Raw genomic sequence first — 17343 nt, 5'->3', positions numbered from 1 at the left:
GCTCTTAATTCCTTATTTGGGTGCACATTTGCGCATTATAAGTATTTTCGTGTCCATCCAATTGTTATTTCATAAAGCGCATCTTTTACTTTTGTAAAAAAATTGCCTTTTTGAATATCTGCTCCAGCCCAAATTGATTTTTCAACAAGAAGTTGTTTATCTGAAAAAATTTGAATAATACCAATTTTTTGTCCTATAGTGACAGGAGCTTTTAACGGACCATGATATTGAATTATTGCTTTAACATCATTAAAAGTTTTTTGCTTTGAAAGCATAAAACTTATCGGTTCTTTAACAATAAGCGGAATAGAATTTTGTGCTCCACCATAAACAGAAGCATAACCAACCGTCTTACCTCTTGTAAAAACTGTTTTAAGATCAAAAGCTGTCATAGCCCATTCAAGAATGCGTTCTATTTCTTTTGAACGCTCTTTTTTATTTTGTAAACCGTTAGCTGCAAGAAAAATACGTCGCTGATTCTTACAAGCAGAAACAACTGTTGAAAAACCTATTCCTTCACTATAACCGAAACCTAGCCCCTCTATTTCTACATCATTTTTTTGAAAAACAAGGGAATTTTTATTATGTTGAGTAATCTTATTCCAAGTAAATTTAGGCTCACGATAAAGAGCATAATAATCAGGATATTCACGAGAAATATGGCGTGCTAACGTAATTATATCACGTAATGTTATAAATTGCCCTTTTTCAGGTAACCCTGTTGCGTTAATAAAATGGCTGTGTAGCAATCCAAGTGTTTTAGCCCTCTTATTCATTAATTCTGCAAAATTAGTTTCATTACCAGCTATTCCTTCAGCCAAAGTAATAGCTGCATCATTTCCATTAACAATAATAAGACCCCGCAAAAGATCAAAAACACTAATTTCCGTTTTTTCCTTTGCAAACATAGTGCTTGTACCGGAAGGCGCTCCCCCTTTTCTCCAAGCATTTTCACTGACTTTAAATTTTTGTGTTTTATTTAAAAATCCTTTTTTAAGTTGATAAAAAACCACTTCAGCTGTCATCAATTTTACTAATGAAGCAGGAAAAAAAATAACATCACTTTGTTTTTCAAAAAGTATTGTATCTGTATTGTCGTCAAATATCAGTAATTGTAATGCAGATGTCTGAAATTTTTTTGTTTGTCCTTGTTCATTGAATATTAATATCCAAATTAAGGAAAATGAAATCTTCAATAACAGATACATGCTGATTCTCCCTCTCTTTTAGAATCAACATAAAGCGGTTTATTACGCAAGAAAAGATTTATTCTCTTTTTAAACAAAGTGCTTGCAGATTAGAAAAATGCTTTAAACGCCATTTAGTTTACTGCACTTATTTTAAATATTTAATAGAAGCAACTTGATAGAATGATGTGGGCTTATCAGGCAAAATCGGACCAATTTGCGGCAATTTTATTGAAATAGTTTTATTTTGTTGCTTTTGATTACTCATATTATAATTATTCGTATTAAAAGTAAACAATGTAACATCTTTTTGTGCTTCTATGGTATTTGATAATGCCATCATCATAGATGGGTTATAATTTCCAGGTTTATAAGAAGCTACTAAATATTCACTGTCATAATTATTAATAGGTGCTTCAGAAACATATTCTACTTTAACATCCGCGGTACCTTGATTTAAATAACCAAGCATTGTTGCAGCTTGTTTTGATAGATCAATAATTCTATTTTTCATGTAAGGACCACGATCATTTACTCTAACGATGATAGAAGAACCATTTTGCAAATTAGTAACACGAGCATAACTAGGTAACGGCATAGTAGGATGTGCTGCAGTTAAAAGATTCATATTATAGATTTCGCCATTTGCAGTTAAGCGTCCATGAAAATACGAACCATACCACGACGCTTGCCCAACACGCTGATACGTTGGGTCAGCTTTTGGATAGTACCACTTTCCTTTTATTTGGTAAGGTTTACCAATAACAGTTCCTTTTACAACTTTATTTTTTGATTTATTTTGTCCACTTAAAATTCTTTCAGGCACAGAAACAGCTTTAGCCTTTACAACTTTATTATTATCAACATTTTTTTTTGAAAGTTGCATCATTGGATTTGCACAAGCTGTCAACAATTGAGTGGCAACTATTATAAAAATAAACCGAAATATCAGTTTAACAATGGAGGTAAATTTTACTCTGCTATTTAAAAGCATTTATCAACCCGCTTATTTCTATATTTATATCATGTACACAAAATTTATTGTACACAAACAAAACTAAAATCTCTGCATATGATAAGGAAATTAATACTATTGAAAATCCTTACTCCCACGCTAATGTGTATGGTATTATTAAAATTTACTTTTTATCAATAGCTTAACAAAACGTTAAAAATATTTATTATATTATTAGAAATGATTAATACCATTTTAAAAAGATAAAATAGTCATTAAAATTTAATAAAATCAATTCATTAAAGTAGAAAGTTGAATAAAATAATCACGATATAGTTTATTAAATAAATAGTATACATTTATGTGAATAACTTATAAATACTCTTAATTTAAGAATAACAGACAGACATATTCAACGAATCATCTCGACAATTTTTTATTAATTTATACATAGAGAATATTGAAAAACATTATTGATGAGCACGTAGAAATCGAGTTGTGAAATTATGTGCTATAATGAAAATCCATTTACTCAAGCTTTTAAAAGCCTAAACTATTTTAAGGAGAAGTTTTTGATGCATGCATAAAGATGAGTAATATCAATAACAAAAATAAAGGTGATAAAAGCTAATCTTTTCAAACAATGTGACATCATCTTCAAATCTTGATATGTCTCTTTTGTAAGGTGATTGTTATTCCGTTTTCATAAGATGTTTTCTCTTTAATTACTTTATTTTTTACCATCCATACAAATGTTTATCCTGTTTGCTATACTTTAAGATTTGTCTTATCAAATTTGGTTTTTTGAGCTGATGACAGTACAGTCTTTCCTCTCCAGATAAATTAGAGACAAACTAATATAAAAAAGCACATTATAGATAGCTCTCAGCTTTTTACTAAGCAAAAAAGCTTTTGCTAATCCCTCAAACAAAGTAAAAAATGCAACGACTGCCATCATCAGATTTTTTATTGATTAATTTTCGTTCTGATTGAAAACTTGTTTATCTTATTAACGTGTCTTATCGATAATTTCTTCTAAAAATATTAAATTTGGCTTCAGCTTTCCTGTTGTATCTTTAGCAGAAATAACACCAAGCATTTGAAATCCCATAATTACATTTTTTTGTGCGGAATAACCTGATTATAGCAACTTCAATAATCGTTTCAATGTTTAATCATTAATAAATAATCAAGATTCATAAATTCTTGTTAAAGAATGTGTAATTAGCTTTTTCGCTAAACTAGTTATTGAAAATTAGACTAATTCGTTAATATAAATGAGCTAGTTTACAAAGTTCAAAATATTTTGTCATATGTAAGCTATGCCCTATATACATGAATAAGCTTTTGGAGATATTTTATGCTAGATGCACTAACTACACAACGAACTATAACTATCTATCTTAAATTAAAAATATTAAAGCTATTTTTTATTATTATTTTTTTAGCGTTTTTAATACCGTTTTTAAGCGGATGTGGATTTAATGTGATACCAACAAATGAAGAAAAAGCGCATGCAGCGTGGAGTGAAGTTTTAAACCAATATCAACGTCGTGCGGACCTCGTTCCTAATCTTGTAGAAACTGTTAAAGGTTATGCATCACACGAAAAAACTGCACTTGCTGATGTTATCGAAGCACGTGCAAAAGCAACACAAACAACCATTAATGCTGATATGTTAAACAGCCCAGAAATTATGCAACAATATCTCAATAATCAAGCAAATTTATCAAGTGCACTTTCACGCCTGATGGCTATTGTTGAAAATTATCCAGACCTTAAAGCAAATCAGAATTTCTTAGCTCTTCAGTCACAACTAGAGGGAACTGAAAATCGTATTTCTATTGCTCGCCGTGATTATATTGAAGCAGTACGTATCTATAATACTGCACTTAAAACAATGCCAACAATGATTTGGGCAAAGTTATGGTTTCACGATGCAAAATCTATGCAAACATTTACTATTGACAGTAACGCTCACCAAACACCACAGGTTAATTTTAATTAAATGATGCCATTTCGAGATTCTATTCAACGTAGTATTATTTTATATTTTTTAGCTTTTGTAAGTGTTTTATTTTTAATTATTACATTGAATAGTGTTGTCTATTCTCAAAGCTCATTCCCTCGCCTAACTGGTCATGTGAATGATATAGCTCACTTACTTGATCGAGCAACAATAGAAAATCTGACAACAAAGCTTTCTGCTTTAGAAAAAAAAACAGGTGATCAAATTGTTATTGTAACTGTCCCTACTCTTTCTGGAATTGATATTGAAACTTATAGTAATTCCCTTTTCCGAAAATGGGCTTTAGGTCAGGAGAAGATTAATAATGGCGTATTACTTGTTGTTGCACCAAATGAACGTGAAGTACGTATTGAAGTCGGCTATGGTTTAGAAGGAGAATTAACCGATGCAGTTTCTGCCGTCATTATTAATAATTTTATTCTTCCTAATTTTCGTAAAAAAAATTATCAACAAGGAATTATCGAAGCAATCAATGCAATTACACGAATTATTATAGAAAATGATTCTGATTTTACTTTTCGAATTAAGGAAAAGGCTAAAGCCATTGAAATACAACGTAAACAAGAAAAAAAAGAAGAAATGATAGTTAATGCAATTATATTTTTAATCTTTTTTACAGTGATTGGTTTACCCATTTTAGCAATGATTTTTGGTAAAAAAGTAGGCCCACAAAAATATCGCTGGATGGGAATCATTTTTACTCTTTGGTTTATCAATTTGAGCGCTGATGGTAGACGCTCCGTTGGTAACTTCAGAAGACATTCAAATGGCGGTGGTTTTAGAGGCGGAGGAGGTTCATCAGGTGGTGGTGGAGCGTCAGGAAGATGGTAAAATATCTTTTAAAGACGAATTTTATCACTTCATATATTAAATATTAATCCATACGATAAAAAAATATTAAAAAACAAAAATATAATAATGAATAATAAATTAAATTATTAATTGAAAATCCTCTAATTATTTTAAGGTTTTGTTAGACTATAATGATTTAGAATAATAACCTTCATTTTAATGACAATGTCGATACCCTTTATTTTTAATTTTCATTTCAATAAGCAACTCTATATCGTTGCGCTATTATTTTAAGTAATAAAAGACCAAATAACTTTAATATATATTTTTTTGATGACGTCTAAATTGAAATATACTGATCGCAATCATTTATCACATCATTTTAAAGCAACTCACCATACTTCACCAGTTGAGTGGAAAATAAGTGATAATTTAATCGAATACCCTGAAGCATTACGCTATATGCAAGAACGCGTAGAGAATATTTTTGCAAAAACTGCACACGAACAAGTCTGGCTTCTCGAACACCCTCCTCTTTATACAGCAGGAACAAGTGCTCAACAAAAAGATTTATTAACTCCTCATTCTCTTCCTGTATATGAAGCAGGTCGTGGTGGTGAATTTACATATCATGGTCCAGGACAACGTGTTGCTTATATTATGCTTGACCTTAAACGTCGGAGACAAGATATACGTGCCTTTATTAGTGCATTAGAACAGTGGATCATCGAAACACTTGCACAATTTAACGTTAAAGGAGAACGTCGCGAAGATCGAGTTGGTGTTTGGGTTATTCGGCCTGATCGTCCACTAACAATAAATGGAACACCAGCAGAAGATAAAATTGCTGCTATTGGTATTCGTATGCGTAAATGGGTAAGCTTTCATGGCATTTGTATTAATATCGATCCTGATCTATCTCACTATACAGGAATTGTTCCCTGCGGAATTGCAAATCACGGTGTAACAAGTCTATTAGATCTAGGTTTACCTGTAACAATGCATGATGTTGATATTGCTATGAAACAAACTTTTGAACAAATTTTTGGTCCAACAATTGCTATTTCTTAAGTGCATTGATTTTTAAATAAAAAACAGGCATAAAACTTAATTCTGATTAAAGGTTTATTTATATAACCTAAATTTAGATAGACGATTGAGTGCTATGAGCGATAATAATAAAGATCTTTTTAGTGTTTTAAATAATGCTCAATTTCGCATAGAAACGAAAGAACAAAATAAGCCAATTTCAGTAAACCGGGAAGAGGTACCTCAGGCAATTTCTGTATCTGCTTCCAAAAATGATACAGAAGAAAATGAATATAACGCTTTATCTATCCGTATACTTGAAGGTTTAGAGCCTGTACGTTTACGGCCTGGGATGTACATTGGCGGAACAGACAGCAAAGCGCTTCATCATTTATTTTCTGAAATTATCGATAATGCAATGGATGAAGCTGTTGCTGGTTATGCAGATTTAATTGATGTCTCATTGGATGGACAAGGTTATATAACAGTTACAGATAATGGGCGTGGAATCCCTGTTGAAAATCATCCGCAAATGCCGGATAAATCTACCCTTGAAGTCATTATGACACAACTTCATTCAGGCGCAAAATTTGATGGAAAAGCTTATCAAACCTCTGGTGGATTACATGGAGTAGGTATTTCTGTTGTTAATGCTCTTTCTGATGATATGGAAGTTGAAGTAGCACGAGAGCGCAAACTTTACCGCCAACGTTTTTCACGCGGCATTCCTCAATCTGATTTAGAAAATCTAGGTGATGTTTATAACCGTCGCGGTACGCGCGTGCGTTTTCATCCCGACAGTAAAATTTTTGGTGAAAAAGTAGCTTTTGAACCAGAGAAAATTTATAAGATAGCTCGCTCTAAAGCTTATCTCTTTGGTGGAGTAAAGATTCGCTGGAATTGTGATCCTATAATACTTGAAGGTATAAAAAATATTCCTGAAAAAACTATTTTTCACTTTCCAGATGGATTAAAAGACTATTTATTGTCCTCATTAAAAAATGAATATCGTGTAACCTCTGAAATTTTTTCTGGTAAAACAAAACAACATGGTGGTCATGGTTCAGTTGAATGGGCTATCGCTTGGTATGGTGGTAACGCTTGTGTACAATCTTATTGTAATACTATTCCGACTGGAGAAGGTGGAACACATGAAGCAGGATTACGACAAGCTCTCTTGCGTGGCTTAAAAGCTTATGCTGAACTAATAGGTAATAAACGTTCTGCCATCATCACTTCTGATGATGTGATGATCTCAGCAGTTGCAATCCTCTCAGTTTTTATCAGAGAACCTGAGTTTGTTGGACAAACTAAAGATCGACTAGCTACAATTGAAGCACACCGTATTGTTGAAAATGCAATACGTGATCCTTTTGATCATTGGCTTGCTAATTCTCCACAAGAAGCGACAAAACTTCTTGATTGGGTTATTGAAAGAGCTGAAGAACGCTTAAAACGGCGCCAAGATAGGGAAATAAATCGAAAAACTGCTGTACGTAAATTAAGACTACCTGGAAAGTTAGCAGATTGTAGCCAAAATTCTGCTGCTGGAGCTGAATTATTCATTGTTGAGGGTGATTCTGCTGGTGGCTCTGCTAAACAAGCACGAAATAGAATTAATCAAGCAATTTTACCCCTTCGTGGAAAAATATTAAACGTAGCTAGTGCAGCGCGTGAAAAAATGAGTGCAAGTCAAACAATTAGTGATCTTATTCTTGCACTAGGATGTGAAACGCGCTCTAAATATCGTGAAGATGATTTAAGATATGAGCGTATTATTATTATGACAGATGCAGATGTTGATGGTGCTCATATTGCATCACTTTTGATTACCTTTTTCTTTCAAGAGATGCCCGATCTTATTCGTCAGGGCCATTTATATCTCGCTGTACCTCCTCTTTATAGAATATCACAAGGAGGAAAAGTTGCTTATGCGCGTGATGATATTCATAAAGATGAATTACTAAAAACTGAATTTACTGGAAAGGCTAAAATTGAAATTGGACGTTTTAAAGGCCTTGGAGAAATGCGTGCTGAACAACTTAAAGAAACAACTATGCATCCGCAAAAACGCACGCTTTTACGTGTTGCTATCGATACAGTTAACATGCAAGAAACTAAAAATATAGTCGAAAGTTTAATGGGTACTAAACCAGAAGCACGATTTCGATTTATACAAGAAAACTCTACTTTTGCAGATAATCTAGATATTTGATTTTAAAAATGTATTTATTAAACTACTGCAGCTGCATCAATAACACGCAATTGTGGACTGATATTTCCTCTCCAATGATTTAAACTAAGATTACCAGCTAAATGAATTGTTTTACCAATATTCTCAAAAAGAAATTGACCAAGTGGTGTTCCTACTGCACCAAAAGCGATTCCTTGCAATTTTTTACCTTCAATATTAGAAATAATAAGGCGCAAATGGCCTTTTCCAACTTCATATAAGTTAACTAACCGGTGAGAAGGAAAGACAAAAACAGGTATAGCATTTCCTGAGCCAAAAGGACCAGCCTTTTCAATCATATCAAAAAGATCTTTATTAGCGCCAGAAGCAGAAAGAAAACCATCTATACTAAGAGACTTCTCAGCACGTAATTGTGAAACCATTAAAGATACTTTTCCTTCTAGCCATTCACGAAAAGCTTCAATTTTTTCTGACTGAATTGTAAATCCCGCTGCCATACTATGTCCTCCTCCTTTTTCTAATAAATTTAATGTAACTGCTTCACGTACAAGTACTCCCAAATTTATACCACTAATTGAACGCCCCGATCCAATACCACTTCCATCTTCTTTCAAAGCTATGACCAAAACAGGGCAAAAAAAGCGTTCTTTTAAACGAGCTGCAAGAATACCAATGATACCAGGATGCCATTCTTTATGAGCAATCACAAAAGAAGATGGTATTGTTTTCTCTTGATAAATAGAATCAAGATAAGATTCAGCTTGAACTAATTGAGTCATCTCCATTTCTTGACGTTCTTTATTAAGTCGGTCTAGTTCTTGTGCTATTCTATCGGCTTCATCTCTATCATTACAGCTGAGCAAATATGCTCCTAAGGCCTGATTTCCAATACGTCCTCCTGCATTAATCCTGGGTCCCAATAAAAAACCCAAATGAAAACTATTGAGTGGTTCTCCTATATGCGCAACCTTCGTCAAAGCAGCTATTCCAGGATTATGCATAGAACGAGCTACCTGAAGCCCTTTAACTACAAAAGCACGATTGACACCTTGTAATGGAACAACATCGCATATAGTGGCTAATGCAACAAGATCAAGCATACTTAAAAGATCAGGCAGCGTTCCTCTCCATTTTTTCTCCCGCAATAAACGATTAACCCACGTTAATGTAATAAATACAACACCAGCAGCGCATAAATGTCCTTGCTCAGAAAAATCATCAGGACGATTAGGGTTAACAAGGGCAACAGCTTCTTCGTGAATATTCTCCATTTGATGATGATCTAAAACAATGACATCAGCACCCGCAAGCCTCGCTGCTCTTACTGCATCCGGACTATTCGCACCACAATCAACAGTAATAATTAAACTCGCCCCTTCTTGTACCAATCCTTTCATTGCCTGTTCATTTGGACCATATCCCTCAATAATACGATCAGGAATATAGATTTTTACTATTATACCAAAACAATGTAAAAAACGCGCTAAAAGCGCTGCTGAACAAGCACCATCAACGTCATAATCGCCAAAAATAGCAATCTTTTCTCGGTTTATAATAGCTTTAACTAAGCGCTCTGCTGCACAATCCACATCTGTAATTTTTTTAGGATTAGGCATTAAAATACGCAGTGTCGGGTTAATAAAAGCCACAGCTTCCGATTCATCAACATCTCTTGCTGCAAGAACCCGCGCAAGTTGGTCTGGCAAACCAAATTTTTGAGAAATGGCACGAGCGTTATTAATCCTATCCATATCAAGAGCATCAATCCAAGCTTGATTACAAGCAGAAGATTGAACATTAAGTAAATAACGAAATCGTCGCATTATTGTTGATAATACTCCAACAAGTAATAAAAATACAGTCACGCCTTAAATGAATAAATCATCATTAGTAAAGTTATCATAACAGCACATTTATATAAGTTTTATTTTCTCTTGACGCAAATCATCAGACATTATATCAAATAAATAGTACACTTGTAGTGTCTCTTGTTGTGATAGTAATACACAACGCCAAGCAACAAAAAATGCCCTTACTCTTAAAGGGATTCTTATAAAGGATACTTCATGGCAACTTTTTCACAAAAGCCAGCTGAAGTGGTAAAAAAATGGGTTATTATTAACGCAGAAAACCTCGTTTTAGGTCGTCTTGCTACGCTCGTTGCTAACCGCTTACGTGGAAAACACAAAGCTACTTTCACTCCACATGTCGATGATGGAGATAATGTTATTGTTATAAATGCAGATAAAATAGTTCTCACCGGGAAAAAATATACTGATAAAAAGTATTATTGGCATACTGGTTATATCGGCGGCATCAAAGAACGCACAGCTCGCCAAATTCTGGAAGGGCGTTTTCCTGAACGAGTTATTGAAAAAGCTGTAGAACGTATGATTCCTCGTGGCCCTCTTGGTCGCCGTCAAATGAAAAACTTGCGTGTTTATGCTGGTAATGAACATCCACATACAGCACAACAGCCTGAAGTTCTTGATGTAGGTGCTTTAAATTGCAAAAATAAAAGGATTGCTTAGATATGGCTGAACTCAATTCTCTTTCTCAATTTGGTACCGCAACAGGTATTGTAGAATCTAATGAAAATGTTGCTCCCATTCACGTACAAAAACTTGATTCACAAGGACGTGCTTATGCAACAGGCAAACGTAAAGATGCTATTGCTCGTGTATGGATCAAACCAGGATCTGGGAAAATTACTATTAATAATAAAGAGTTCGACAAATATTTTGCTCGTCCTGTTCTTAGAATGATTCTTCGCCAACCAATTGTGGCAACCCAAAGAGATACTCAATTTGATGTTGTTGCAACCGTCGCTGGAGGAGGTCTTTCCGGTCAAGCAGGAGCAGTACGGCATGGACTTTCAAAAGCGCTAACTTATTACGAACCAGCACTCCGCACTATTTTAAAAAAGGGAGGATTTCTTACACGTGATAGCCGTGTTGTTGAACGCAAAAAATATGGTAAAGCGAAAGCGCGTCGTTCTTTCCAATTTTCAAAACGTTAATTCAAATTTTTATAATGGTATGTTGAGTTTTTGTTTTCATTGGTTTTTTTGTTAAAAAAAACTAAAGTTATTTAATCAAACAATATTTTTATTTGTTGTTATCTAAAATAAAGCTTTTAATTTAAAAAAGATTTTACCGTTGTAATAAAATGAGGAACAGAAATAGGTTTTGACATGTATTCTTCACACCCACTTGCACGAATTCGTTCTTCATCTCCTTTCATAGCAAAAGCTGTTACAGCAATAACGGGAATAGATTTAAGTTCTTCATCCTCTTTCAATTGTTTAATAATATCAATTCCTGATATTTCAGGCAATTGAATATCCATGAGAATGAGAGAAGGTTTTGAAGAACGAGCTAGATCTAATGCAATAAGTCCGTTACGTGTTTCAATGGTTTCATAGCCACACGCTTCTATAAGATCACGAAATAATTTCATATTAAGTTCGTTATCTTCCACGATCATAACTTTTTTTAACATTCGTATAACTCCTGCCCTTCCTATATAAAAAGGCTATTATAGACTAGAATAAATTATCACTACGCTAGATGATAAAAAACTATAAATTTTGAAAAATCTAAATAAACCATAATAGAAGCATTTTTTCATTATCTATCGTACAGTGATACAATTAAGTTAATTATAAATATCACTTCAATAAAAAATAATATTTAAATTACTTAAAAAGCTGAGCAACTTATGGTTTGAAACCCAAAAAGAAATTCAATAATTTTGAAATCAAATATATATCTACAGTTATAAAAGCGAATACTGCTTACACTTTTTTATACATGGCGTTAAAAAAATATTTAACGTATTTTAATCATAAAAGCATTTTTGACGAATAGTATATTTAATGTTTCTAAATATTTTATAAAAATTAATTTTAAATATGAAAAACCTCACTAAATACAAATATTTGCATTCAGAGTATTATTTTAATATTCAGTCATATTCCGTGAGCCCTATTGTGTAATGAAACTGCTAAAGCATTCTATTATTTATAGATTATCAGTATTTTTGAGTTCTTTAATGATAATCATTTATCGAATTGATTTAATTAATAATTTGGATAGTCTAAGTTAAAATCATCTATTTGAACCATTTCAAATATTTGATAAGACAATAAATTGAAAGTTTATGGTATTTATAAATGTTTTTCAAACTTTTTTCCACTATGATGGAGCATGCTCAGAAATTATTAGCAATACAGAAGAAATAAAAAATTCAATCAATATGACCCAAAATTTCTAACTTTTATATAGCTCATTTATTTTATTGATATTTGGCGATCCCGACAGGATTCGAACCTGTGACCTACGGCTTAGAAGGCCGTTGCTCTATCCAGCTGAGCTACGGGACCAAATAAAAAACATCTTAATTTATGAGTAACATCCTTGTTAATGTGTCCAAGGTTGTTGCCGATTACTATGAAAATTATCAGAATAAGAAATAGCGCGTCGTAAAGCTTCATGCAAATTTTCTACACGATAAGGAATAGCATTTTTTATAGCAAAATTTATTGCTTCTTCTTTTGTTTGAAACCGAATTTTTATTTGACTATTTATATCAGATGTTGCTGTATACCCCATAAGAGGTTCAATCATTTTTTTCTGTACTGGCTCATATTGAAGAATCCAAAAACCAGTATTTGCCTTGCCTGACTGCATTGGTGTTTTTGCAGGACTATAAATACGCGCAACCATAGAACTTTTTTTCCCTTAGATAAAATAATAGCTAAAGCTAAATAATAACTTTACCGCATACTATCCAATTCGTGATATTATCTTTCATCGAATAAGCATGGTCGGAGCGATAGGATTCGAACCTACGACCCCCTGATCCCAAATCAGGTGCGCTACCAGACTGCGCTACGCTCCGTCATTTATATTTAACCTATCTTCCCTAAAATTTTCATAGCAGAAGTGCAAGAGAAAAACACACTTTTTTTAATTTTTCTATTCCTTAATATATAATAATTCTTTTAAGCACTTTTTAATCAAATGATTAACGATAGAAATAAAAAACACTCTATAAAAAATAAAATCCATACTAGCTAGAATAAAAATATCCTTAATATAGATTTTCCAAGAAGTTAATAATAATTCATTATAGCAATACCAGGCTGTTATTATGTATGTCGATAATAGAATGCAATATAAATAGCCTAATATTATCCTTCAAATTATCATTACTTTCTAAAAAATCAGAAAATACGCCCATACTAAAAGCTGCAAATGAAATCATTACTCGTAAAATAAATATTATAGTTAAAAAACTAAGCTGTATTTTTTATTTCATAAATTTATATAATACTAAGATTAAAAAAACATTAGAATATGTCAAAAAGTATTTACTGAATTTGCATATTAATAACCTCACTAATAATAGCACGCGTTACCTTACTTTTTCTTTGTAAAGCTAATTGATCAACGGAATCAATGATACTCTTTAATGAGAATAAAGAACGCTCACAACGGTTTATAAGATAATGAATAACACTTGGATGAACTGTAATTTGCCGATCAGAAAATAATTTAAAAGCAATAGCCGTTAATAATGCATCATCAGGCTGCTTTAATACAACTAGCATAACTGAGTTAAGGCGACTTTTCAGATCATTCAATTGCAAATTCCATGTAGATGGTAATGTACGTGCAGTCATTAATAAAGTAGCTTGCTTCATACCTAGATTTGCTTGTTTAATGCTATTAATTAGATGAAAAAGACCAATTTCACTGATCTCAGCTGAATCAATATCCTCAATTAAAAACGATTTACCTGAAGCAGCTACGGTTATAATCTGATCAATTTCATCATGACAAATATTTAAAGCATTAGCTTTTTGAGCCCATACACTAGAAAAATGCGTCTTCCCAGATCCTTTGTCTCCGATTAAGGCTGCAATAGGTGGAACCCAATTTGGCCAATGATTAATCAGTTGAAAAGCCATGCGATTACTATCTGTCATTATTAAATCATCAAATTGAAAAACTGATTTATGAGAAAAATCCAACGGTAACTGCGTTTCGTATTTATTCATTCTATTGACTCCAAATTTTCATTTTGAGCATACATCTGAGAATTCAGATAAATATGAAGAACAAAACGAACTAGAACGCCAATGATAGCAGCTGCAGGAACGGCAACAAGCATACCTGTAAACCCCAATAATGAACCAAAAGCAAAAAGTGCAAACATCAACCAAACTGGATGCAGGCCAACTGATGAACCAACAAGCTTTGGTTGCAGAATATAACCTTCAATGAATTGTCCAATAAAGAAAACTATCATTACAACAAAAACCCAACCCCAATTATCTGGATAAAATTGAACCCATGCAACACCAATAGATAGTATAAAGCCAATCATTGTACCAATGTAAGGAATAAAACTTATGAGACCAACAAATATACCAATTAAAAGAGCAAAATTCAGTCCTGTAATAGTTAAGCCAATAGCATAATACCCCGCCAGAATTAAACAAACAGTTCCTTGTCCACGTACAAAACCTGCGACAGCTTTATCCATTTCATGAAAAAGACTGCGAACAGTTATAAGATGATTGCGTGGTATCCAAGAATCAACAGCCTTAACCATCTTTGGCCAATCTAATAAAATATAAAATGTTACTACTGGCGTTACTACAAATAGACTAACAATATTAACAATAGATTTTCCTGACTTTAAAAGCGAATTTAATAGAGACGTAATAAAATCAGAGCTTTGTCCTAAAAGCGCTTTAATATTAGTATGTAGCTCATTTGGATCACTATCAAAATAACGCCTTACCCAATCAAAATTATGCTCAACAAAAAAAGTTTGAATGCGATTGACATAAACCGGTAAACCATTGCTTACAAATTGTTGTATTTGTCCACTGATAATAGGAATCAAAATTATTAAAGCAACCACAAAAAAAATAATAATAGACAAAGTAATTAGCACAGTACCAAAAACACGATGAATTCCAATTCTTTCAAAGATTTGTACAATTGGATTAAGAAAATATGCTAACACAATCCCTGCTATAAAAGGAAACAAAATTGATCCAAAAATAAACATAAAAATAACGAAAAAAATCAATGCGCCTAACCAGAAAAAAATTTGCTTTTTCATACCATTTGGTAATGGTACTTGGGCATAAGCGGGTATAGAGGCCGTATAATGATCATGAGATTTCTTTTTTTTATTCATTGTCTTGTTCATTGGCAGTAAAGAGTTCTTTTAACTACTTGATATCCATTTGATAAATATTACCAAAATTCTTTTAAAAGATTATGGAATTTCTTCCTCTTGAGTCAAGTAAACAATAATTGTATTTTGATTAATAAATCCAATAACTCTTGCAGAGATAACTTTATCATGGCATTGCATAAATATCAAAATCTGATTTCCTATAAAGGAAGACTCCAATGAGCAATCAACAACTAGTGAATAAAAAAACTAATAAGAATCTTACCTACGCAGATAGTGGTGTTGATATTAACATAGGCAATATAATGGTAGAAAAAATTAAGCCTTATGTGCACTCAACAAAACGAATAGGTGCAGATACAAAGATTGGTGGGTTTGGTGGTCTATTTGATTTAAAAGCAGCAGGTTTTGTAGATCCCATTCTCGTAGCAACTAATGATGGCGTAGGTACAAAATTAAAAATTGCCATTGAAATAGGTATTCATAATACTGTTGGTATTGATCTTGTAGCCATGTGTGTTAATGATTTAATTGTACAAGGTGCGGAGCCTCTTTTTTTCCTAGACTATTTTGCGACTGGAAAACTAGATACAAAACAAGGAGTAGAAATTGTTTCTGGTATTGCAGCAGGATGCCAACAAGCAGGAGCGGCTCTTATCGGAGGGGAAACTGCAGAAATGCCTGGTATGTATGCAAAAGGAGATTATGACCTAGCAGGTTTTGCTGTAGGAGCTACTGAACGGAATTCATTGTTACCTTCAAAAGATCTTGCAGAAGGAGATATTATCTTAGGTCTTAGCTCATCTGGAGTTCATTCAAATGGCTTCTCTCTCATAAGACAAATCATTAAACAAAATGATTTTAAATGGAATTACCCTGCTCCTTTTAATCCTGAAATAACTCTTGGTGAAGCACTGCTAATACCAACTCGTATTTATGTAAAATCTCTTCTGCCGGTTATAAGGAATAACAAAGGAATTAAAGCTCTTGCTCATATCACAGGGGGTGGCTTTCCTGAAAATATTCCACGTGTTCTGCCATCTTCTCTTTGTGCTGAAATTAACCTCTCTGCAATTCCTATTTCACCAGTATTCTTATGGATTGCTCAACAAGGTAAAATACAAGAAACAGAAATGCTCCGAACCTTTAATTGTGGTATTGGCATGATTGTTATTGTAGCACAAAATTCAGCTGAATCTATTATGAAAGCGCTTGAGGACCAAGGAGAAACCATTACTCCACTTGGTATTTTAAAAAAATATCAAAATAAAAAAGTTACTTATAAAGGTAAGCTTAATTTATGAAAAAACAAATAATTGTCTTTATTTCCGGTAACGGATCTAATATGATTTCGCTTATTAAGGCTAGCCAACAAACAGAATATCCTGCTAAAATCGTTGGGGTTATTTGTGATAGTCCTCATGCTGCTGGCATTAAAAAAGCACGTGATAATAATGTACCTATTCATGTCGTTGATCGCACAAATTATCCAACAAAAGAAATACATGAAAAGAACATCCTCACTATTTTATCCCAATATCAACCAGACCTGATCTGCTTTGCTGGTTATATGCGGCTTGTTTCACCATATTTTATCAAGCTATATGAAGAACGAATACTTAATATTCACCCCTCTCTTCTTCCTTTATTTAAGGGCTTAAATACCCATGAAAAAGCTTTAGCAGCAGGAATGAAAATCACTGGCTGTACTGTTCATCTGGTTACAGAAGAAATGGATGCAGGAAAGATTCTTGCTCAAGCTGCGGTTCCAATACACCCCCATGATACTGTAGAAAGTTTGGCAGAAAGAGTTTTAAAAGCTGAAAATAAACTCTATCCAGAAGCCTTAAAAGCATTTATTCAAGGAAATAATAAAGCAACAGATTACCAACAACAACTTTTTTCTCTTTAAACAAAAATTTTCTATAAAAAATTTTAA

Annotated in this window: 15 protein-coding genes and 2 tRNA genes; 8 read left to right on the top strand and 9 right to left on the bottom strand. The window is 33.0% G+C overall.

Going from position 1 to position 17343, the window contains the following annotated elements; genetic code table 11:
• Positions 1–35: 35 nt before the first annotated feature.
• Both M4Z11_RS04565 and M4Z11_RS04560 read right to left on the bottom strand, forming a co-directional pair.
• Positions 36–1208 (bottom strand): D-alanyl-D-alanine carboxypeptidase family protein, encoded by a 1173-nt coding sequence (locus M4Z11_RS04565; RefSeq protein WP_249676881.1) that lies wholly within the window; start codon positions 1206–1208, stop codon positions 36–38.
• A gap of 127 nt (positions 1209–1335) precedes the next feature.
• Positions 1336–2181 carry a septal ring lytic transglycosylase RlpA family protein gene (locus M4Z11_RS04560; protein WP_249676877.1) on the bottom strand — a complete coding sequence of 282 codons (846 nt, stop codon included), beginning with the start codon at positions 2179–2181 and terminating at the stop codon, positions 1336–1338.
• 1321 nt (positions 2182–3502) lie between these two features.
• Here M4Z11_RS04560 and M4Z11_RS04555 point away from each other — a divergent pair.
• The 4 genes from M4Z11_RS04555 (at position 3503) to parE (ending at position 8207) form a co-directional block, all read left to right on the top strand.
• Complete coding sequence (locus M4Z11_RS04555; protein ID WP_249676869.1) at positions 3503–4150, top strand: LemA family protein; 648 nt, start codon at positions 3503–3505, stop codon at positions 4148–4150.
• Positions 4151–5002, top strand: a complete 852-nt coding sequence (locus tag M4Z11_RS04550; protein ID WP_249676862.1) for a TPM domain-containing protein — start codon at positions 4151–4153, stop codon at positions 5000–5002. It abuts the gene before it with no gap.
• A gap of 294 nt (positions 5003–5296) precedes the next feature.
• Entirely contained in the window at positions 5297–6034 is a 738-nt protein-coding gene (lipB, locus tag M4Z11_RS04545; protein ID WP_249676852.1) for a lipoyl(octanoyl) transferase LipB, read from the top strand.
• Between the two features lie 94 nt (positions 6035–6128).
• Positions 6129–8207: a DNA topoisomerase IV subunit B gene (parE, locus tag M4Z11_RS04540; protein ID WP_249676844.1), complete on the top strand. Its 2079-nt coding sequence runs from the start codon at positions 6129–6131 to the stop codon at positions 8205–8207.
• Between the two features lie 17 nt (positions 8208–8224).
• Here the strand turns inward: parE and recJ are convergent, their stop codons facing one another.
• Positions 8225–10009, bottom strand: coding sequence for a single-stranded-DNA-specific exonuclease RecJ (gene recJ / locus M4Z11_RS04535; RefSeq protein WP_249676838.1), 1785 nt, complete (start codon positions 10007–10009; stop codon positions 8225–8227).
• A 243-nt stretch (positions 10010–10252) separates the two neighbouring features.
• Here recJ and rplM point away from each other — a divergent pair, with 243 nt between their 5' ends.
• Together rplM and rpsI are read left to right on the top strand one after the other, a co-directional pair.
• Positions 10253–10717 carry a 50S ribosomal protein L13 gene (gene rplM / locus M4Z11_RS04530; RefSeq protein WP_249676835.1) on the top strand — a complete coding sequence of 155 codons (465 nt, stop codon included), beginning with the start codon at positions 10253–10255 and terminating at the stop codon, positions 10715–10717.
• Between the two features lie 2 nt (positions 10718–10719).
• Complete coding sequence (gene rpsI / locus M4Z11_RS04525; protein ID WP_249676830.1) at positions 10720–11205, top strand: 30S ribosomal protein S9; 486 nt, start codon at positions 10720–10722, stop codon at positions 11203–11205.
• Positions 11206–11321: 116 nt separating this feature from the next.
• Here rpsI and M4Z11_RS04520 read toward each other — a convergent pair whose 3' ends face one another.
• The 6 genes from M4Z11_RS04520 to M4Z11_RS04495 form a co-directional block, all read right to left on the bottom strand.
• Positions 11322–11687, bottom strand: a complete 366-nt coding sequence (locus M4Z11_RS04520) for a response regulator (RefSeq protein WP_249676824.1) — start codon at positions 11685–11687, stop codon at positions 11322–11324.
• Between the two features lie 806 nt (positions 11688–12493).
• Positions 12494–12570: transfer RNA gene (locus tag M4Z11_RS04515), tRNA-Arg, on the bottom strand.
• A gap of 37 nt (positions 12571–12607) precedes the next feature.
• Positions 12608–12913: an ETC complex I subunit gene (locus tag M4Z11_RS04510; protein WP_249676820.1), complete on the bottom strand. Its 306-nt coding sequence runs from the start codon at positions 12911–12913 to the stop codon at positions 12608–12610.
• A 98-nt stretch (positions 12914–13011) separates the two neighbouring features.
• Positions 13012–13088 (bottom strand) — tRNA-Pro (locus M4Z11_RS04505).
• Positions 13089–13560: 472 nt separating this feature from the next.
• A complete protein-coding gene (gene hdaA, locus M4Z11_RS04500) occupies positions 13561–14250 on the bottom strand; it encodes a DnaA regulatory inactivator HdaA (protein WP_249676814.1) in 690 nt (229 codons plus the stop codon).
• Positions 14247–15404 (bottom strand): AI-2E family transporter, encoded by a 1158-nt coding sequence (locus M4Z11_RS04495; protein ID WP_409337883.1) that lies wholly within the window; start codon positions 15402–15404, stop codon positions 14247–14249. The genes hdaA and M4Z11_RS04495 overlap by 4 nt, the downstream gene beginning before the upstream one ends.
• A 218-nt stretch (positions 15405–15622) precedes the next feature.
• Between M4Z11_RS04495 and purM the strand changes: the two genes are divergently transcribed.
• Both purM and purN read left to right on the top strand, forming a co-directional pair.
• Positions 15623–16708, top strand: coding sequence for a phosphoribosylformylglycinamidine cyclo-ligase (gene purM, locus M4Z11_RS04490; protein WP_249676807.1), 1086 nt, complete (start codon positions 15623–15625; stop codon positions 16706–16708).
• Positions 16705–17316: a phosphoribosylglycinamide formyltransferase gene (purN, locus tag M4Z11_RS04485; RefSeq protein WP_249676805.1), complete on the top strand. Its 612-nt coding sequence runs from the start codon at positions 16705–16707 to the stop codon at positions 17314–17316. Before purM ends, purN begins: the two co-directional genes overlap by 4 nt.
• The last annotated feature ends 27 nt before the right edge of the window (positions 17317–17343 follow it).

This window comes from Bartonella bilalgolemi (assembly GCF_023500045.1).
Classification (GTDB): Bacteria; Pseudomonadota; Alphaproteobacteria; order Rhizobiales; family Rhizobiaceae; genus Bartonella; species Bartonella bilalgolemii.
The sequence above is the reverse complement of the archived record's forward strand: the minus strand, read 5'-3'. Positions and strand labels throughout refer to the sequence as shown.